This is a genomic window from Winogradskyella litoriviva, assembly GCF_013249065.1.
GTDB lineage: Bacteria > Bacteroidota > Bacteroidia > Flavobacteriales > Flavobacteriaceae > Winogradskyella > Winogradskyella litoriviva.
In genome coordinates this window covers 156,010-176,378 of record NZ_JABRWQ010000007.1, presented here as the reverse complement: position 1 = coordinate 176,378, position 20,369 = coordinate 156,010, and the positions used below count along the sequence as shown (strand labels likewise).

Sequence of the window (20,369 nt, the reverse complement as noted above, 5' to 3'; positions counted from 1 at the left end):
TTCTTTTAAAGAGGTTAATTTCTCTCACAAAAGAATAGCGGTTGTTTTTAATAGGTTAGATTTTAGAAATCAAAATATTACTAGAGATAATAAAATTTCAATCTAAAAGATAATGTAATTACTTCTTAACAATAAGCATTATCTTCGCATTCAAATGTTATTATTATGCATAAAGCAGGTTTTGTAAATATTATTGGTAATCCAAATGTTGGTAAGTCTACATTAATGAATGCGTTTATTGGTGAAAAGTTATCAATAATTACATCAAAGGCACAAACAACAAGACACAGAATTTTAGGTATTGTAAATGGTGAAGATTTTCAGGTGATATTAAGTGATACACCAGGAATAATTAAACCAGCATATGAGTTACAAGCCTCTATGATGGATTTTGTTAAATCCGCGTTTGATGATGCTGATGTTTTAATTTATATGGTTGAAATAGGAGAGAAGGAACTAAAAGATGACGCTTTTTTTAAGAAGATCACCAATTCTAAAATACCTGTTTTATTGCTATTGAATAAGATTGATACGTCAAATCAGTCTCAATTAGAAGAACAATCAGAATTATGGCAAAGTAAAGTGCCAAATGCAGAGTTTTTTCCAATTTCTGCAACGGAAGGTTTTAATGTTCAAAATGTATTTGATAGAATTATAGAGTTGCTTCCAGATTCTCCAGCTTATTACCCTAAAGATCAATTAACAGATAAGCCAGAACGCTTTTTTGTAAATGAAGCTATAAGAGAGAAAATCTTAATGCATTATAAAAAGGAAATTCCGTATGCTGTAGAAGTAGACACTGAGGAGTTTTTTGAAGAAGAAAATATAATAAGAATGCGTTCTGTAATTATGGTTGAGCGCGAAACTCAGAAAGGAATTATTATTGGTCATAAGGGTTCGGCTTTAAAACGTGTAGGAATAGAGGCGCGTAAGGACTTAGAAAAATTCTTTGGTAAACAAGTACATTTAGAGCTTTATGTTAAGGTAAATAAAAACTGGAGAAGCAATCAAAATCAATTAAAACGTTTTGGCTACAACCAAAAGTAGTTTTACTTTTTTTTAATTTAAATGTAGAATAGCAACTTCAAAGCTTGTTAACGATACGGTTTTAAAATAGTATTGGTAAAATCGTTTAATTGATGCATTTCTGGCATGCCTTTAGCTCGTCCTATTCTTCCTGCAAAATATAAAACAAACCAGATTACTATCATTAAAATGGTTAAACAAAGTTGTAGAGTATAGCTATTACCCAACGTTTTATTAGTATACGCCCAAATTACGAAACCAAAAAAGAGTCCAGCAACTACGAAATGTAAAAACATAAAGAGCGTCCATACTGTTGGGTTTGGGCCAAAAAGGCCATGAACAATCGACTTATTATTACCATCTGTATTAATTTCTAGGTGTAGTTGAGGCGACCAAAAATGTTGTTCTTTTTTAGGGAATTTTATAAAAACATGGTCATCAATTCTACTTACTACAAAAGTCTTTTGTAATGTTTTGACTTTTTCAAATTCTTTTAATAGTGTTTCATTATCATGGTGCACTTCAAATTTAAAGCGAGGTCTTAAGACTATTTTATTTGAAAGCGCCATAAGTTTAAGACATAAAAATTTATTTTACTATAAGGAATTCTACACGTCTATTAATAGAATGTTCTGTCTCAGTACAGTTGTCTCCACAAGGAACTAGCGGTTTAGTTTCTCCATAACCTATAGAGGTTAAACGCTCGCGAGCTATGCCGTTTTGTACTAAATATTCTAAAGCAGACTTAGCACGTTTATCTGATAAGACCATATTAAAGTCATAACTTGCTCTAGAGTCTGTATGTGCACCAAGCTCTATTTCCATTCTAGGGTATTTAACAAGTAGTGCTACTAAAACATCTAATGTTCTTGCAGCTTGTGGTTTTATATCCCATTTGGCAAAATCAAAATAAATATTTTCTAACTGAATAAATGTGTTACCAAAATCATCATCTGTTACAATATCTTCAGCATCTTTATAAGATTCTATTTCAAGTTCAATATTGAACTCAATATTACCTTTGTCATTAGTGTCAAAGTATTCTAATTGAGGAATATATTTTGGCTGAAAACCTTCTACTGAATATTGTTGGTTAGGACGTGTTGAAAGTTTGTATTTGCCATCTATACCTACTATTTGTTCTGCAACTACATTGCCATCTTTGTCAAATAAAGTTACTGTGGTATTGGGCAAAATCTCTCCAGTTACTTTATCGGTAACTAAACCTTCTATAAAATATTTTCTTTCAGTATCTATCCTTTTAAAAGTATATATATTATCTAAACCAGAACGATTAGAAGATAAATAGCCTCTATTAATTGAGTCTATAACAATAAATGCAAAGTCGTCTTTTTCACTATTAATGGATTCACCTAAATTAAGGGCATCCAAATATCTATTATTTCTAACAGAACTAGAGAATAAATCTAACCCTCCAAAACCATGTTTGCCATTAGATGCAAAATAAAGTGTACTATCTTTGGCAATAAAAGGAAATTGTTCTCGTCTATTGGTGTTTATATTAGAACCAAGATTTGTTGGTTCACCAAAAGCATTAGGCCCTAAAATATCTACATAAAAAATATCAAAAGAACCTAAAGAGCTAGGCATATCACTAGAAAAATATAATTTAGTTTCATCTTCATTTAAAGCAGGATGCATAGTAGAATATTCATTACTAGAGAATGATACTGCTTTAACATTTGTCCATTCATCATCAACTAACTCAGCTCTGAAAATGCTGACTACTGCAATTTTTGTTGAGTCTAAATCAATTCGTTTTTTATGATTTCGTGAAAAATACATTGTTTTACCATCTTTAGTAAAAACGGCATTACTTTCATGTTGTTTAATAGTATTAATTTTTTTACTTAAAGGCTTTACACTGTCTAAGGTAATTGTATCACCAAAAGATACTTTGGCTTCATATAAGTCTAAGTAAGGTTTACCATTCCATTGATAGTTTGGGTTTTTAATATTTTTTGTTGAAGCAAAAACAATTTTATCGCCATTAATACCAACGCCAAAACTAGAACCTCCTACATCAGATGTTAGATTATATAACTCATACTCATAAGGTATAATACGTTTTAATAATGATTTAAAACTGCGCGTATCAAAAGGATTATTTAAATAATTAGTTGTAATGTCATCTGCTTCTTCATATTTTTTAGTTCCTTTTAAAACATCAAAATATTTAAAATAAAAATCTTCAGAAAGTTTGGCGCTATCTTTTAAATCAAAGACTTGTTTATACGCTTTATATGCATTTTCAAATTCAGTATTGTAGTAATAGCAATCTCCTAATTTTTCTAAATTGGTAGCGGTTTTTGGTAGATTTGCATAAATCTCAGCTGCCTCTACATAAGCTCTATTTTCAAATAGAGATTCTGCTTTACTTTTGGATTGTGAGAAGCTAAAAGTACCTGTTATTAGAGTTGCTATTGCAATATATAGTTTAAACGTTTTCATCTGTTTTCAATTAGAAAAATCTTGGAGATTTATCAAAGCCTTTTCTTAGTTTACCAATATTAAATAATAAAAATATTTCGTGAGAACCAGAATTAAATCTACCTAGATTAGATAAGGTATGGTCGTAAGCATAACCTATTCGCATTGCGTCAGACATTGAAAAATTCATTATACCACTGATTGAATCGTCTAAGCGGTAGCCTACACCAAACTCTACTTTGTTGTGTATTAACACATTAGCTGTTAAATCTAGAGATAACTTTGCACCATCAACGTGCTTTGCCATAAAAGCAGGTTTAAATTTATAATTTTCACCAAAATTCAGTACATAACCTCCTGTAAAAAATACATGTACTTTATCTACACCTTGTGTAACGACTCCACTATCTTCTTGAAGATATTCTGTTTCGAGTAAATTTGGCGCTGATAAACCTAAATAATAACGGTCTGAGAAAAAGAAAAGACCTGCACCAATATTAGGTAATGTTTGGTTGATGTTTTCTTCAAAAGCTGAATCTGGTAATGGGTCTGAATATACAAAACCATCAAAATTTGTACTAAAAAATGTAGCACCTGCTTTTACACCAAAGGATAGTTTGTTTTTTTGTCCTATAGGAAGAACATACGCTATATCTGCGTAAGCATTAGTCTGTTTAACTACATCACCAATTTCATCATGAATAAAAGAGATACCACCTTCTAAACGATCTGTAATAACAGAGTGGGCAAAAAATGTTCCAGTTGTTGGTCCTCCAATTGATCTAGCCCATTGTGATCGGTATAACAAGCCTAAATTCATTACCGAATCATCATCAGTAGCATAAGCAGGATTTAGTACACTCATATTATACATATATTGGGTGTATTGCGGATCTTGCTGAGCATGCGATAGAAGTCCTAATACTAGGATTAATACTGTAATGCTATATGTAGTTATTTTGTTAATCATAATTATCTACTTAAATAGACTCTACCTTGCACTGGTTTAGTTGTGCCATCATTAAATTCTAGAATATAGAAATAAACACCAACTGGTAATGGCCTATTGCTATTTTTTGATGTACCATCCCAATTAGATGAGTCCTTATCACCTTCATAAACAATATTTCCATATCTATTAAATATGCTTAGCTTAAAGTTTGGATATAAATCTCTTAAAAATAAAATGTTAAACTCGTCATTAATAGTATCTCCATTTGGTGAAAAACCATCTGGTATTACTAAATCTCCAATACATTCAATAAAACTAACGGTTACTTCTAATCTAATGTTGCTTTCACATCCATATTCCGATCTAATAACACCATAGTATATTGTATCTTCCTGTAATTCCTCAGAATTAGAATATGCGATACCATTAATAGGTTCGTTGTACCAAATAATTGTTTCAGACTGTTCTATATTATTGGTTAAGTCTGCAATGGTAGCTTCATCTTCTATACAAAATTCTGCCCCATTTTCTATCAACGATGGTGTTGGTACTTCTTGAACTAATATTTTTATTGGTTCAATAGAATCAGTTATTGCACCACAGGTTTGGTTTTGTAAAAACAATTGGGTTAGAGCTATTTCAGTTTCTCCTGGGTTTTGTAACAAGTCTTGAGGTATTGTAAAGGATGCGTTTCCTCCTGAGACTGTAATTTCTACAGTATTTGTAGATGAATTGGCTAGGCTTAATTGATATACAATTATATAATTTCCATCAGCCAATAATGTTGCTCCAGTAATATTTATAATGGCATCTTCTAGGCCAACACAAACAATATTGTCATCTTCTACAGCCATAGTTAAACCAGTTACATCCGGAAAATCTACTATATTAACAGTTACTGTTGCTAGACTTGTGGTACTGCACTCAGTAGTAACTATTGAGTAAGTATAAACACCTGGAGAATCAGTTAATGGGTCAAAAACACCAGTTCCACTTGAAAGTGTTGGCGACCAGGTTCCACCTAGTTCAGGAGCGCCTCCTAAACTATTAAATAAATCAACAGGGTTTGTATTATCTATACAAATATTTAGGATAGCATCACTTCCTGCGCTTGGAATAGTTATAATAGATACCTCTACTTCTGCCGTTGCTACAGGACATGAAGATGAACTATCTGAAACGGAGTATGTGTAAATACCAGCAGAATCTATTGATGGGTCAAATAAACCATTACCACTATTTAGAGCAGGTGTCCATGTTCCTCCTGTATCTGGTGTTCCTCCTAAACTTGCAAATAAGTCCGAAGGAATATCATTAGCACAAAATTGAATAGATCCATTTGTTCCTGCGTTATTAGCTGTTGAAAAAGAGACTTCAACAGTTGCAGAACTAGAGCCACACGAGTTGGTTAATGTGTATGAATAAATTCCTTCAGAGTCTGTATTAACATCAAAAAGACCAGATCCACTTGTTAAGGCAGGTGACCAAGTTCCACCCAATTGTGGCGTACCAGAAAGACTATCAAATAAATCTACAACACCTGATGGGATACACAAATCCAGAATTCCATTATTACCTGCATCTGGTAATTGAGTAAGAGTCACTGTAACGTTGGCTGTTGCGTCTGGACAGCTTGAAGAAGAATTTGTAACCGTATAAGTATAGGTTCCTGCAGTATCCAAAGTAGGGTTAAAGACTCCAGTTCCACTTGCAAGGGCAGGAGTCCATGTTCCTCCTGTTTGTGGTGTTCCTCCTAAACTATTAAATAAATCAATTGGAGAATCTGTATTACAAAATTCAATAGCACCATCTGTTCCAGCATCATTCAAAGCTGAAAAAGAAACAGTAACATTAGCAGAACTTGTGCCACAAGCAGTTGTTACCGTATATGTGTAAATGCCTTCAGGGTCTGAGTTTGGGTCAAAAATACCAGAACCACTAGTTAAAGTAGGTGACCATGTCCCACCTATTTGTGGCGAACCAGTAAGACTATTAAATAAATCTTCGGTTAAAGAGCTATTACAAATATTAAGACTGCCATCATTGCCTGCATCTGCCAATTGATCAATCGATACTACGACTTCTGAAGTTGCACTTGGACAACTTGAATTGATATTGGTAACAGTGTATGTATACGTTCCTGCAGAATCTACAGCAGGATCGAAAACTCCTGTTCCACTAGTAAGTGAAGGAGACCACGTACCTCCAGTTTGTGGTGTACCACCTAAGCTGTTAAATAAGTCTGTTGATGAGTCTGTAATACAAAATTCAATAGCACTATCTGTTCCAGCATCGTTAGGTGTTGAAAACGTAACGGTTACATCTGCAGAATTTGTTCCACATGTATTAGTTAGTGTGTAAGTGTATGTACCTTCGGAATCCGTGGCAGGATCAAAAATACCTGTTCCACTTGTAAGAGCAGGTGACCAGACTCCTCCCATTTCAGGATTACCATTAATGCTGTCAAATAAATCTATTGAGCCACTAGACGTACATAAATCTAATACGCCATTATTTCCAGCATCAGGTAGCTCTGTAAAAGATACTTCTACCATAGCAGTGGCGTCAGGACAATTAGTTGAACTACTAGAAATAGTATAGGTATATATACCTTCTGAATCAATGGCTGGATTGAAAACACCTGTTCCACTTGCAAGCGCAGGTGACCATGTTCCACCCAGTTGTGGTGTTCCTCCAAGGCTATCAAATAAATCAGCTGAAGGGTCTGTTGCACAAAAATCTATTGTTCCATTTGTACCTGCATCATTTAATGCCGTAAATGATACCTCTACAGATGCAGAACTAGAGCCACAAGCATTTGTTATTGTATAAATATAAGTTCCTTCTGGGTCTATGTTTGGATCAAAAAGACTCGTTCCACTCGCCAGTGTAGGAGACCATGTGCCTCCTGTTTGAGGTGTTCCAGAAAGACTATTAAATAGATCTTGTGTAGCTGTACTATTACATAGATTGAGTGTTCCGTTATTGCCTGCATCTGCAATTGGATCTATGGTAACAATAACTTCTGCAATTGCACTTGGGCAACTAGAAGTAGGATTAGAAACAGTATAAGTATATATTCCCGCGTTATCAATTGAAGGGTCAAAAACTCCAGTCCCACTATTAAGTGTTGGAGACCATGTACCTCCAGATTCTGGTGTGCCACCTAAACTATTAAATAGGTCGACAGAAGAATCAGTTATACAAAATTCGATTGAACTATTTAAACCAGCATCATTAGGGGTTGAAAGCGTTACTGTTACTTTTGCAGAATTGGTTCCGCATGCATTACTTAACGTATATAAATATGAGCCTGCAGGATCAACCGTAGGATCAAAAACACCAGTACCACTGGCAAGTGATGGAGACCAAGTTCCTCCAGTTTCGGGTGAGTTGGTAAGATAATCAAACAAGTCAACAGAACCTGTAGATGTACATAAGTCTAACGTACCATTATTACCTGCATTTGGTTCTTCTAATATAGTTACTGTTACATTTGCAGTCTCTACGGGACAACTAGAACTATTAGATACAGAATAGGTATATACGCCAGCATTATCAATAGAAGGGTCAAAAATTCCTGTTCCACTAAATAATGAAGGCGACCATGTTCCACCCAAATCTGGTGTTCCACCTAAGTTATTAAATAAATCAATAGGCGCATCCATTGCGCAAATTTCTACTAACGTATTAGATCCAGCATTATTGGCATCCTCAACAGTAACAGCGACATTTGCTGTACTACTACCACAATTAACAGAATTAACTGTATATGTATAAACACCTGCAGTGTCTATGTTAGGGTCAAAAATTCCAGTATTACTATTAAGAGAGGGAGACCAAGTTCCACCAGCTTGGGGAGAACCTTGTAAGCTATCAAATAAGTTTACTGTATTTCCTAAATTACATAAGTCTAAAGTGCCATCGAGTCCTGCATCAGGAGATACTTCTATGGTTACATTTACTGTGGCAGTATCATCAGAGCAAGGACCTGTTCCTGTTATAGTATAAGTGTATATAGCTTCAGCATCTACTAAAGGGTCAAAAATACCTGTTCCACTAGCAAGTGCAGGCGTCCAAGTTCCACCTGCTTCAGGTGTTCCACCTAAACTATCAAATAGATTTATGGTTCCATCAGCTGTACAAGCGGTAACTGAACCATTTGATCCAGCATTTAAAAATGGTGAAACGGTAATAGTAATAGATGCAGAAGCATCAGCACAAGGACTTGTTCCTGTAACCGTATAAGTGTATGTTCCAACAGGGTCTATTAAAGGGTCAAAAATATTAGTGCCACTATTAAGCATAGGAGACCAAGTTCCTCCAATATCTGGTGTGCCACCTAGGTTAGTAAATAAATCAACAGGGCCTTCGTTGTCACAGAGGTTTATTGTTGCGTTTATTCCAGCATTTGGTTCTGGTATTATAATAACATTGACCTCTGAAGACACATTTGGACAAGGTGCAGTTCCTAACAACGTGTATGTATAAATTCCAGGACTATCAATAGCTGGGTCATATACACCAGTTCCACTTGTTAGTGAAGGAGACCAAGTTCCTCCAGTTTCTGGCGTGCCACCAAGAGAATCAAATAAGTTTTTAGTTCCAAAATCGTTACTACATATTTCTAATGTAGAATTTATTCCAGCATCAGGCAAAGGATTAACAACAACTGAAACGGTTGCAGAATCACTAGGACAAGGTGCACTTCCGGTAAATGAATAAGTATATACAGTTGCTGGATCTACTAAAGGGTCAAAAATACTGGTTCCACTAGTAAGTGCAGGTGACCATATTCCTCCGGTATCTGGTGTACCACCAAGAATGCTAAATAAATCTATAGTTCCGTCATTATCACAAATATCAATGCTAGCATCCTCACCAGCATTTTGATATTCATTGACTATAACTTCAACTGTTGCAGTTGCATCTATACAAGGTGAGGTTCCGCTTACGGTATATGTGTATGTTCCTGAAACATCTATTGCTGGGTTAAATATACTCGTTCCGCTATTAAGAGCAGGTGACCAAATACCACCTGTTTCAGGCGTACCACCTAAACTTAAAAATAAATCAATAGGGTCATTAATATTACATAAGATTTCTGAGCCGTTTGTACCTGCATTGGGTTCTGGAATGATATTTACAGTAACCGTTGCCGATTCATCCGGACAACTATTTCCAGAAGCTACTGTATAAATATAATCTCCTGGAGAATCAATATTTGGGTCAAATACTCCTGTTCCACTATTTAATGGTGGTGACCATGTTCCGCCACTTTCAGGAGTTCCTTGAAGTGATAAAAATAAGTCAAATGTTGAGCTCGTGTTATTTTCGCAAACCTCTAAGATACCATCTTCTCCAGGATCTGGCCCTGTAACTAGAACTGCTAAAACAGGCAATCGTCCTGGACTTTCACATGGAGGATCTAATGTGGTAGCATAATATGTTTGACCGTTTATTAAGGGTTCGCTGCTGGGTAAAGGAAAAGCAGAAAAAACAGATATATACCAATTGTTAGTGCCACTTGCTTCTAAATCGCCGACAGTAGGTATTACGCCAGGTGAAACACAAAACTCTTGAATCATGTCTCCTGTTGGTGTAGGGTTAAGACCTACATTAACCAAAACCGCTAATCTAGAAGTTCTACAACTTCCGTCTGGATTTGCTTGGTCAGCGTAATAGATTGCTCCATCAATTAAAGGCGTTGCATTATTTAAGGCAACACCTCCAGATGGTGAAAGGTACCATTGTATATCATTACCGATTGCTACTAAATTTCCGACCGTTGCCAATGAAGGAGATTCTACACAAAACCCTTGAAAATTATCACCAGTTGGTGCAACATAAATTGTGACATCTACACGCGCTCTTGTTCCACATGTGCCTGTGTTATCATCAGCATAGTAGTCTTCACCATTAATAAGGTTATCTGTATTTGATAAAGGGATTGTAGATGTTTCTTCGTCATACCAAACAACTCCTCCACCGTTATCTGTTGCAATTAAATCGCCAACAAGAAGAGACTGAACATTACAAAAAGATTGTGAGCTATTTGTTACTGTAGGACATTGCGCATTAGCGTTAGTTATGACGCCTATAATTGAAAAAAGAAGAAACGCTAATAGTATGGAATGACTTTTAAAACTGTACTTTTTGGCTTTCATTAAAAAAATTTAAAATAATTACTTTTAGTTGAAATCGATGCCATGGATTAAGAACAGCAAGTTCAAAATAAAATCGTTGTCTTGCTAATTTGTAAGATTAATGGGGAAACAAATATATGTAAATAGCATTTACTTAGCAAAATTAAAATATATCAGTTTTGTAGTATTTTATTTATTTATTAGAATTCTATATTAATCAATCTCAATTAAGCCTTCATTTGAGTTGTATTGTAAAAGGTGAAGACCTGTGTTTAAATAATTTGATTCATCAGATTTTTTGTATTCAAATCTTAGGTGAGGGTGTTCTGAAACCACATTGTTTATAGTACTTTCAAAAGAAGAGTCTTGTGCAAGTCTTAATAAAACATCTAAAGTAATATCAAATCCTAAAACAGCATGTTTAGATGGTTTTACTTCAAAAATGTCTTCATAACTTCTTTCAAAATCTTTTATGTCTTTTTTGTTCTGTGGGTCTAAAATTGATGGAAATATTAGTTTTAATACTCTAAATCTCATATCCGAAACTTGATTTTGTTTAGGAATTAAAGCAGATTCTAAAAGAACTAATTGAATGTCGTAATTAGATAATCTACTCATTAGTGCTGTAGTAGAATTTAGAAAAATACTGGTTTTTTCACTGTCTAATATCACAAAATTAGGCTTAATAGTACTTAAAGTGTTATCAAGCGCATTTTGACCGAAGTTACCCGAATTGTCAACTTTTAAAAACTTAGCATTAGGTATAATACTTTGTATTAAGGCTTTGTTTTTAGATTCTTCTAACTCGCTTATAACTATTACTCTTGCATTTTGTAATGCTAAATAGTTTAATGCTTTTGTTCTTTCTAATTCATTAGTAGGAAAAGATTTGTATACTTTAGTGTTGTTAGTAGATACAATATTAGATTCTATATCTATTACAGAAACCTCTTCATTAGATATAACTTCCGAAAAGTGAGATGCATTATCTAAAAATGGAATTAGTAACGCATTTTTTTTGTGATTACTATTAATGGTAATACTCGATTTAGCGATATTTTTCTTTATCAGTGCTACATCAAAATCTATATTTAAGGATTTTGCTGAGTCAATGGCTATTTGTGCGCCTTGAAAAAAATCTATATAGAACTGTTTGTTTGGGTCTGCATTAACCATTTTTTGTCTCTCTTCAGGAGAACTAAGTTCTTGGCTAGAAAAAGGAGTGTAAAAATAAAGACCAGTTACATCTGTAGTATTTAAATTAGAAAAAAGTGAAGCATTTCTATTATTTACATTAATATCTATTTCGTTAGATGTATTATCTAAAGTTACAACTTCGGATTCTTTTACAGCAGAAGGGTTTCTTGGCATTTTAATAATATCACCTTTATTTACAGCAACTCTTAGGCTAGGATTTAAGACCATTAATTCTTCCATAGTCATTCCTGCTTTTCTAGATAAGCCATAGAGCGTTTCTTTTGCCTGAATTGTGTAATCTATATAATCACCATTAGTTGTAGGATTGTTAACTTCTACCGATGGTGTTTCTACTGAATTATTTTCAGTCGTAGTTGCAATTGCATTAGATTCTGATTTGTTAATGTTTAATTTATGTCCGGCCATTAACATATCTATAATATGAGGATTCTGTGCTTCAAGTTCAGCTATGGTCATGTTAAAACGTCGAGCAAGTTCAAATTTTGTATCACCTCTTACAACCAAGTATTCATTAGGGTTTGTAATTACTGAGTTTTTATCAGGAATTATTAACGTTTGTCCAATTTGTAAAAATTCTGAAAGTTGATTTGCGTTTGCAGCTTCTAATTGGGCAACACTAATTCCGTTTTGTCTAGCAATTCCCCAAAGTGTTTCTCCTTTTACCACAATATGTTCACCTTGTCGTGCGGTACGCGCTTGTTCAGTGATTGACTTATCTACATTAATTATGTGACCAGCTTGTAGCATATTCACAATGTGCGGATTTTGTTGTTCTAACATGGCAATACTCACTCCAAATCGTCTTGAAAGGCCAGATTTGGTTTCGCCACGTTGCACTTCATAATTAGAAACGCCATTTGATGTTATCTGTGTACTAGTAGAAGAAGTATTGTTTGAAGAATTTGGTATTAACAATGTTTCACCTGCGTAAATAATATCTCTAGAGCCAGGATTAAGGTCAAAAATGGCATTAATACTAACTCCATATTGACGAGAAATTTGGTAAACGCTTTCGCCTTTTTGGATAGAATGGACTATATTATCTTGTTGAGCAATTGCAAGGTTAGAGCCAAATACCAAAACTATGACTAGCATAAAAAATTTCCCCATTCTTAATTTTAATTTTAATTACTTTATAGTATTTGAAGCAAGTAAACAAATACACTTTCTGATTTTTTTACACAGACTAATATTCAAAAAAAGGGGCTGACTCTTGAATATTTTTATGAGCTTTTGCTCCAAAACTGATGTAAATAAATCCTTTATTAATACACGCAATAAAATTACTAAAAATATAGGTGTTATATTTTAATCTATGACTTGTTATCAACAGGATATTAACAATGATTTTGGGTTTATTTTTCATTGTTAAATCTGTTTTTTGTAACCTGGAGTTAAAAGACAATTAATAGTTTAGTTATTACTAAAGCTTATGTACTATCTTTGTGCTCTTAAATAAAATTAAATGAGTAATATAGTAGCTGTAGTAGGTCGCCCAAATGTAGGGAAATCCACATTTTTTAATCGCCTTATAAAAAGACGTGAAGCTATAGTAGATGCCGTAAGTGGAGTGACAAGAGATAGGCATTATGGAAAAACAGATTGGAACGGTAAAGAATTTTCATTAATAGATACTGGTGGTTATGTTGTTGGTAGTGATGATATTTTTGAAGCTGAAATAGATAAACAGGTAGAATTGGCAATTGAAGAAGCTGATGCTATTATTTTTATGGTTGATGTAGAGTCTGGTGTTACTGGGATGGATGAGGATGTTGCACAATTATTAAGAAAAGTTAAGAAGCCAGTTTTTTTAGTTGTCAATAAAGTTGATAATAATAAGCGTTTAGAAGATGCCGTAGAATTTTATTCACTCGGATTAGGTGAATATTATGCTATTGCTAGTATAAATGGAAGCGGAACAGGAGATTTGTTAGATGCTGTTGTAGAAGCTTTGCCTGAAGCAGAAGAAGTTGAAGAAGATGAGTTGCCAAGATTTGCAGTAGTTGGAAGACCAAACGCAGGCAAATCGTCGTTTATAAATGCATTAATTGGTGAAGAGCGTTACATTGTTACAGATATAGCTGGTACAACTAGAGATTCTATTGATACAAAATACAATCGTTTTGGTTTTGAATTCAATTTAGTAGATACAGCAGGAATACGTCGTAAATCTAAAGTTAAAGAAGATTTGGAGTTTTATTCAGTAATGCGCAGTGTAAGAGCTATAGAACACTGTGATGTATGTTTGTTAGTTTTAGATGCTACTCGTGGTTTTGACGGACAAGTTCAGAATATTTTTTGGTTAGCCGAACGCAACAGAAAAGGAATTGTAATTTTGGTTAATAAGTGGGATTTAGTTGAAAAAGATACTAAAACCGCAAAAGATTTTGAAAAGCATATTAGAGAGCAAATAGCACCTTTTACAGATGTGCCAATTGTATTTATTTCTGTATTAAATAAGCAGCGTATTTTTAAGGCTATAGAAACAGCTGTTGAGGTATATAAAAATAGAACTAAACGAATTAAAACTAGTGTGCTTAATGAAGCTTTATTACCAATAATTGAGCATCAACCACCACCTGCTAATAAAGGTAAATTTGTTAAAATTAAATATATAATGCAACTACCAACACCACAACCACAGTTTGCATTTTTCTGTAATTTACCGCAGTATGTAAAAGAGCCATATAAGCGTTTTTTAGAAAATAAATTACGTGATCAGTTTGATTTTAATGGTGTTCCGATTAGTGTATATATGCGGAAAAAATAGTTTTAATGAAATTTAATAGCTTCTATATTGCCATAGTATTATTGATAATTGGTTTCAATGGTTATGGGCAAAATTTCCCGCCAGAAATAAGTATAGTAGGAAATCAGGTGTATTGTCCGGGAAGCCAAATGTCAATAGTTTCTTCAGTATCAATAACTGATCAAAACCCTGAAGATACATCGCTGTCTCAAGTTTTTGTTCAAATTTCTGAAGGGTATGAATTTGGTCAAGATAATTTAACCTTAATAGGTAATCATCCAAATATTGTAGCACAATGGAATCAGAGTGAAGGGAGTTTAACACTGTTAGGGCCAGCAACTTTTGTAGAATTTTCTAATGCAATAGAAAGTGTTGTTTTTCAAACATCCCAAACTGTGTTTACTCAAAACCGACAGTTTTCAATAAATTTAGGTGATGCCAATTTTTTGCCAAGTACAGGTCATTATTATTTCTATGTAGCTGATACAGGAATAACTTGGTCTGATGCTAGAGATGCTGCAGCATCTCAAACCTATTATGGTTTGCAAGGCTATTTAGCCACAATTACTTCTGAAGAAGAATCTCAACTCGCAGGTGCTCAAAGTTCAGGAACAGGTTGGATTGGTGGTTCTGATGAAGAAGTTGAGGGTACATGGAAATGGATGACAGGTCCAGAGGCTGGACAAGTGTTTTGGCAAGGTGTTTCTAATGGTTATGCTCCAAATGGCATGTTTGCTTTTTGGAATACTAATGAACCTAATAACCTTAATCAAGAGCATTATGCGCATATTACTGACCCATCTATTGGTATGATGGGATCTTGGAATGATTTAGCAAACACAGGTAGTACAGATGTAAATAATGCGTATCATCCCAAAGGATATATTGTTGAATTTGGAGGCATGCCAAATGAACCAAACATTAACTTATCTGCGAGTAGTGTCTTAATAATGCCTAGAGTTACAACTGAAAATCTAGTAGTTTGTGGTGCAGATATGGTGTCACTAAATATACAAGCATCAACAACTGATGTTTGGTGGTTTAATGCAGAGTCTTCAACTACACCAATACATTCTGGTTTAAGTTATGACGTAAATATTAATACTACAACAACATTTTGGTTATTACCAGTTGTAAATGGTTGTGCTACAAATAATACTAGAATCCCATTAACAGTAACAATTAACCCTTTGCCTGATGTTTCTAATATTACTATTTTTCAATGTGAAGATAGTGTTATGGATGGTATTTCTCAATTCAATTTAAATGACTATTATTCCTCTATTGTTACAGGTGGATTAGATAATGTTGAAGTTGATTTTTTTGAGTCAATAGATTTGTCCGATCCAATAGTAGAACAACAATATACAAATCTCTATAATAATCAAATTATATATGCGCTTGTTACAAATACAGTAACCAATTGCAGTAATATGGCAGAAGTTATTTTGTCTGTAAATAACGCTGTTGTAAATACTGCGACATTATATACCTGTGATAATTTTGAGGAAACCGGATTTGTAACTTTTGATTTAACACTTGCAGAAAATGAGATTTTAAATAATCAATCATCTGATATTACCATTTTGGGTTATTATGATTCTTTTGATGATGCACTTTTACAACAAAACGAATTGAATACTGATTATACTAATACAGAAGTTTATAATCAAACCATATATGCAAGATTAGAGCGAAATGAAAACTGTTATAGTATTGCTGAAATCAAATTAATTGTAGAAAACATCCCTAATCTTCTTGAGGATGAGGAGGTCTATTATTGTTTAAATAGCTTTCCTGAATCTATTACATTAGATGGAGGAATAATTGATGATGTTGCAAATAATTACTCTTATTTATGGTCTACAGGAGAAACAACAATTTCTATAGATGTTAATGAAATTGGTTCATATGAAGTTTTTGTCACCAAACCGTTAGGTTGTACCAATAAAAGAACAATTACAGTATTGGCATCGAGCACAGCTGAAGATATAACAATTGAGGTTGTTGATTTATCTGAAAATAATTCGCTTTCAGTTTTTGTTACTGGTGAGGGAGATTATTTATACGCATTAGATGATGAATATGGTTTTTATCAAGACTCAAGCACATTTAATGGTGTTCAATCAGGTGTTCATACGGTTTACATAAAAGATATAAAAGGGGATTGTGGGATTGTCTCTAAGGATATTTCGGTTTTAGGTTTTCCAAAATTCTTTACTCCAAATGGTGATACAAAAAATGATACTTGGCAGATAAAAGGATTTATTGATACTTCAGATATTCCTGTACTTGTTAATATTTTTAATCGCTATGGTAAATTAATGGCATCATTAAATTCTGAAAATCAATCTTGGGATGGAACTCATAATGGTGAATTGATGCCAACGGATGATTATTGGTTTATTGCTAAGCTTTTAGATAGAAGAACGTTTAAAGGTCATTTTACATTAAAACGATGAGTTAATTAATGTCTTTTATTCTTTAAAACATGTATTTAGTTTGGGTGTTCTAATTTATTGAATTAAGATTACCAACTACCTCCAGCGCCTCCACCAGAGAAACCGCCTCCACCACCAAAACCGCCTCCAAAGCTTCCGCCTCCAGAACTTCTGCCAAATCCGCCTCCAAAACCACCTGTGGATGAGCCTCTAGAGTAACTACCACGTCCCATATTACGAAGAATGATAGCTTCAAGGATGCTTCTTGCATCATCGTTGTAATGATTTCCGCCACCACGACCATTTCCACCACCACGAGTTTTAGAAATAGCAATGACGAAAATGATAAATATGATAAATAAAAAGATAATGACTTCAATAGGAAAACCATTTGGTTCTTGAGTTCTATTGTTTTTGTAAGCACCACTTAAAACATCAATAATAGCATCTGTTCCTCTATCTAAACCATTATAATAATCTCCTCTTTTAAATTCAGGAATTATAACATTTCTGGTTATTTCTCCCACAGTGCCTGCTGTTAATCGGTCTTCTACACCATATCCTGGGGAAATCCAAATATCTCTATCATTTATGGCCAATAAAATAAAAACACCATTATCTTCTTTTGCTTGACCAATTTCCCATTTATGTCCCCATTTTGGAGTTAATAAACCAATGTTTTCTCCTTTTGTTGTTGGGATGATAACCACAATAACTTCTGTAGATGTACTATCACTATAATGTTGCAGTTTTTGAGTTAATGCATTAAATTGATACTTTTGTAAAGTGCCTGTGCTGTCTATTACAGGTGGAATATACTTTGGTTTGTCTGGTATATTGTATTGTGCATTTGCATTAAAAAACAATCCTGCAAAAATGCTTAAAATAAGGGTTAGTAATAATTGCTTGAAGTTATACATTAGCTTTTAGATATTGTATTTTCAAGTTCATTAGAATTCCCATTAAACCATGGAAAGTGTTTAGAGAGTTCCTTGCCTGCTTTATCAATTCCTTCAATTAAACCCTGTGCAAAGTTTCCTTTTTTAAAATGCAACGAAATGATGTCTCTAGTTGAATTCCAGAAGTTTTCATCTACAACAGCATTTATGCCTTTGTCGCCATAGATAACAAAGGATTTGTTTTCTACAGCAACATATATTAATACGCCATTATGTTGTTTGGTATTATCCATTTTTAGGTAATGGAATACTTCCATAGTGTGTTCAAAAATATCGCTAGTACAATTGTTTTCAATATGCACTCGGATTTCACCAGATGTGTTTTTTTCGGCTATACGTATAGCTTCTACGATTCTCTCTTCGTCTTTAGGACTAAGAAAATCTTCTAGTTTAGACATTTTTGTTTTTATTTAAAGTCGAATTCTACATCAACTGGTTTTTCAGCACCTGCTTCTGCATCAAAATATGGTTTTTCGTCAAAATTTAAAAAGCCTGCTAATATGCTATTAGGAAACGTGTTGACATGAATATTATAAGGTTTAATATTTTCATTATAACGTGTTCTTGCCGTTTGTATAGTGTTTTCAGTGCTGGTTAATTCATCTTGAAGTTTTAAGAAATTCTGATTTGTTTTTAAATCTGGATATCTTTCAACTGTTACTAATAAACGAGACAATGCACTACTCAATCCACCTTGTGCTTGGTTGAATGCTTTTAACTGTTCTGGTGTAATGTTAGAAGGGTCTATTGTTGTTTTTGTAGCTTCGGATCTTGCTTTGATTACGGCTTCTAAAGTTCCTCTCTCAAAATCTGCGGCTCCTTGTACTGTTTTTACTAAATTGCCAATGAGGTCATTTCTTCTTTGGTAAGATGTTTGAACATTTCCCCAAGCCTCTTTTACATTTTCATTTAATGTAACAGCAGTATTATTGAAATTTTTTCCCCAAGAGTATAATGCAAAACCTAAGAGTGCAATAATGATTACAGGAATTAGCCATTTTTTCATAATAGTTTAGTTTTAAAGTTGTGTCTTTATTTTAGTTAGTTGTGCTTTTATTTTTTCGAGCTTATCAATGATTTCAAATTTATCTAAAGCTTGTTTCTTTTCTTCTTTTAGATGTGTTTTTGCACCTTCAAGTGTAAATCCTCTTTCTTTTACCAAATGGTAAATGAATTTTAGATTTTTAATGTCTTCTGGCGTAAATTTTCGATTACCCTTTGCATTTTTCTTTGGCTTTAAAACATCAAATTCTTTTTCCCAAAACCGAATTAAGGAGGCATTTACTTTAAAAGCTTTGGCGACTTCGCCAATACCGTAATATCGTTTTTCTGGTAAATCTATATGCATCTTAATCTAGAGATTGGTTTTCTAATGATGCTTTTTTCAGCAATATATCGTATTCTTCGGCAGATAAGTTGCCATAATAAAAATTAATAGGGTTAATACGTTCTCCATCTTTAAAGACCTCGTAATGTAAATGAGGCGCTTCTGAACGACCAGTACTGCCTACAAAACCTATTAAATCTCCTCGTTTTACACGTTGATTTACTTTTACATTAAACTTGTACATGTGCGCATATAAGGAGATATAACCGTAACCATGATCTATTCTAATATGATTACCATAACCCGTAGAATTATTATCTGCTCGTTTTATAACACCATTTCCAGAAGCATATATTGGAGTGCCTCTAGGTGCGGTAAAATCCATCCCGAAATGAAATTTTCTAACCTTAGTAAATGGATCCGTTCTATAACCATAGCCAGATGCCATACGTGTTAGATTTACGTTGTTTATTGGTTGTATAGCAGGTATAGCTTCTAAAAATTTTTCTTTGTCTTCTGCAAGTTTTGCTATTTCATCTAAAGATTTAGATTGTACAACAATTGCTTTTTCTAAAATATCTAGGCGTTTATTACTTTCTGCAATTAATTGAGAATTGTTATAGCCTTCGTATTTTTTATAACGATTAATACCTCCAAAACCCGCTCTACGCTGTTCAATTGGTATTGGGTTTGCTTCAAAATACAATCTATAAATGGCATTATCTCGTTCTTCTACATTCTCTAGAGCAGCAAAAGCATCATCGGTTCGTTTGTTTAATAGCTCAAACTGCAATTCCATATTCTGTAATTCTCTTGCCATTTGACGTTCCTTAGGAGATTCAATATATTGACTAACAATAAAAAACGACAAAAATCCAAAAAGTGCAGCAGCAGTTAAAAACACCATTGCATACTTAAAAGTTGTTCTTTTCTTACGCTTTATTTTGCGGTAAGAAAGGGTTTCAGAATCATAATAATATTTTACTTTAGCCATGTTTGAATTTATACTATTTTTGCAGTTAATAAGCGCACAAAGCAAGCATCTTATATCAGCGTAACGTCCAAAGATAAAAAAATGTTTTTCATTTACGCTAATTTAT

General features: G+C 33.6%; 13 protein-coding genes. 3 read left to right on the top strand and 10 right to left on the bottom strand.

Translation table 11 applies throughout. From position 1 onward, the window contains the following. Window positions 1-162 precede the first annotated feature (162 nt). Entirely contained in the window at window positions 163-1,047 is an 885-nt protein-coding gene (gene era, locus HNV10_RS15680; protein ID WP_173302354.1) for a GTPase Era, read from the top strand. A gap of 47 nt (window positions 1,048-1,094) precedes the next feature. On the opposite strand, the gene HNV10_RS15675 is transcribed toward era, so the two are convergent. The 5 genes from HNV10_RS15675 to HNV10_RS15655 all read right to left on the bottom strand — a co-directional run bounded on the left by HNV10_RS15675 (window position 1,095) and on the right by HNV10_RS15655 (window position 12,903). Continuing rightward, window positions 1,095-1,595: a GTP-binding protein gene (locus tag HNV10_RS15675; RefSeq protein WP_173302342.1), complete on the bottom strand. Its 501-nt coding sequence runs from the start codon at window positions 1,593-1,595 to the stop codon at window positions 1,095-1,097. A gap of 19 nt (window positions 1,596-1,614) precedes the next feature. Next, complete coding sequence (locus tag HNV10_RS15670; protein WP_173302341.1) at window positions 1,615-3,498, bottom strand: OmpA family protein; 1,884 nt, start codon at window positions 3,496-3,498, stop codon at window positions 1,615-1,617. A 10-nt stretch (window positions 3,499-3,508) separates the two neighbouring features. After that, window positions 3,509-4,447, bottom strand: coding sequence for a PorP/SprF family type IX secretion system membrane protein (locus HNV10_RS15665; RefSeq protein ID WP_173302340.1), 939 nt, complete (start codon window positions 4,445-4,447; stop codon window positions 3,509-3,511). Window positions 4,448-4,449: 2 nt separating this feature from the next. Then, a complete protein-coding gene (locus HNV10_RS15660) occupies window positions 4,450-10,596 on the bottom strand; it encodes a gliding motility-associated C-terminal domain-containing protein (RefSeq protein WP_173302339.1) in 6,147 nt (2,048 codons plus the stop codon). 192 nt (window positions 10,597-10,788) lie between these two features. Next, complete coding sequence (locus HNV10_RS15655; protein ID WP_173302338.1) at window positions 10,789-12,903, bottom strand: LysM peptidoglycan-binding domain-containing protein; 2,115 nt, start codon at window positions 12,901-12,903, stop codon at window positions 10,789-10,791. 355 nt (window positions 12,904-13,258) lie between these two features. Between HNV10_RS15655 and der the strand changes: the two genes are divergently transcribed. Both der and HNV10_RS15645 read left to right on the top strand, forming a co-directional pair. Continuing rightward, a complete protein-coding gene (gene der / locus HNV10_RS15650; RefSeq protein ID WP_173302337.1) occupies window positions 13,259-14,563 on the top strand; it encodes a ribosome biogenesis GTPase Der in 1,305 nt (434 codons plus the stop codon). A 5-nt stretch (window positions 14,564-14,568) separates the two neighbouring features. After that, the gene (locus HNV10_RS15645; protein ID WP_173302336.1) at window positions 14,569-17,004 is read left to right on the top strand and encodes a T9SS type B sorting domain-containing protein; all 2,436 of its coding nucleotides are present in this window, start codon (window positions 14,569-14,571) and stop codon (window positions 17,002-17,004) included. A 68-nt stretch (window positions 17,005-17,072) separates the two neighbouring features. Here HNV10_RS15645 and HNV10_RS15640 read toward each other — a convergent pair whose 3' ends face one another. The 5 genes from HNV10_RS15640 to HNV10_RS15620 are packed head-to-tail and all read right to left on the bottom strand — an operon-like array spanning window position 17,073 to window position 20,263. After that, a complete protein-coding gene (locus tag HNV10_RS15640) occupies window positions 17,073-17,903 on the bottom strand; it encodes a TPM domain-containing protein (protein WP_173302335.1) in 831 nt (276 codons plus the stop codon). Then, entirely contained in the window at window positions 17,903-18,340 is a 438-nt protein-coding gene (locus HNV10_RS15635) for a TPM domain-containing protein (protein WP_173302334.1), read from the bottom strand. Before HNV10_RS15635 ends, HNV10_RS15640 begins: the two co-directional genes overlap by 1 nt. Before the next feature lie 8 nt (window positions 18,341-18,348). After that, window positions 18,349-18,948 (bottom strand): LemA family protein, encoded by a 600-nt coding sequence (locus HNV10_RS15630; RefSeq protein ID WP_173302333.1) that lies wholly within the window; start codon window positions 18,946-18,948, stop codon window positions 18,349-18,351. 12 nt (window positions 18,949-18,960) lie between these two features. Next, on the bottom strand, window positions 18,961-19,290 hold the full coding sequence (locus HNV10_RS15625) for a MerR family transcriptional regulator (protein WP_173302332.1): 330 nt from the start codon (window positions 19,288-19,290) through the stop codon (window positions 18,961-18,963). A 1-nt stretch (window position 19,291) separates the two neighbouring features. Beyond that, window positions 19,292-20,263, bottom strand: coding sequence for a M23 family metallopeptidase (locus HNV10_RS15620; RefSeq protein WP_173302331.1), 972 nt, complete (start codon window positions 20,261-20,263; stop codon window positions 19,292-19,294). Window positions 20,264-20,369 lie beyond the last annotated feature (106 nt).

Coding starts and splice junctions, on each gene's coding strand:
- HNV10_RS15630 (WP_173302333.1), bottom strand. CDS start 18,948: ATGAAAAAATGGCTAATTCCTGTAATCATTATTGCACTCTTAGGTTTT.
- HNV10_RS15635 (WP_173302334.1), bottom strand. CDS start 18,340: ATGTCTAAACTAGAAGATTTTCTTAGTCCTAAAGACGAAGAGAGAATC.
- HNV10_RS15675 (WP_173302342.1), bottom strand. CDS start 1,595: ATGGCGCTTTCAAATAAAATAGTCTTAAGACCTCGCTTTAAATTTGAA.
- HNV10_RS15660 (WP_173302339.1), bottom strand. CDS start 10,596: ATGAAAGCCAAAAAGTACAGTTTTAAAAGTCATTCCATACTATTAGCG.
- HNV10_RS15620 (WP_173302331.1), bottom strand. CDS start 20,263: ATGGCTAAAGTAAAATATTATTATGATTCTGAAACCCTTTCTTACCGC.
- HNV10_RS15655 (WP_173302338.1), bottom strand. CDS start 12,903: ATGGGGAAATTTTTTATGCTAGTCATAGTTTTGGTATTTGGCTCTAAC.
- HNV10_RS15665 (WP_173302340.1), bottom strand. CDS start 4,447: ATGATTAACAAAATAACTACATATAGCATTACAGTATTAATCCTAGTA.
- HNV10_RS15645 (WP_173302336.1), top strand. CDS start 14,569: ATGAAATTTAATAGCTTCTATATTGCCATAGTATTATTGATAATTGGT.
- HNV10_RS15625 (WP_173302332.1), bottom strand. CDS start 19,290: ATGCATATAGATTTACCAGAAAAACGATATTACGGTATTGGCGAAGTC.
- der (WP_173302337.1), top strand. CDS start 13,259: ATGAGTAATATAGTAGCTGTAGTAGGTCGCCCAAATGTAGGGAAATCC.
- HNV10_RS15670 (WP_173302341.1), bottom strand. CDS start 3,498: ATGAAAACGTTTAAACTATATATTGCAATAGCAACTCTAATAACAGGT.
- HNV10_RS15640 (WP_173302335.1), bottom strand. CDS start 17,903: ATGTATAACTTCAAGCAATTATTACTAACCCTTATTTTAAGCATTTTT.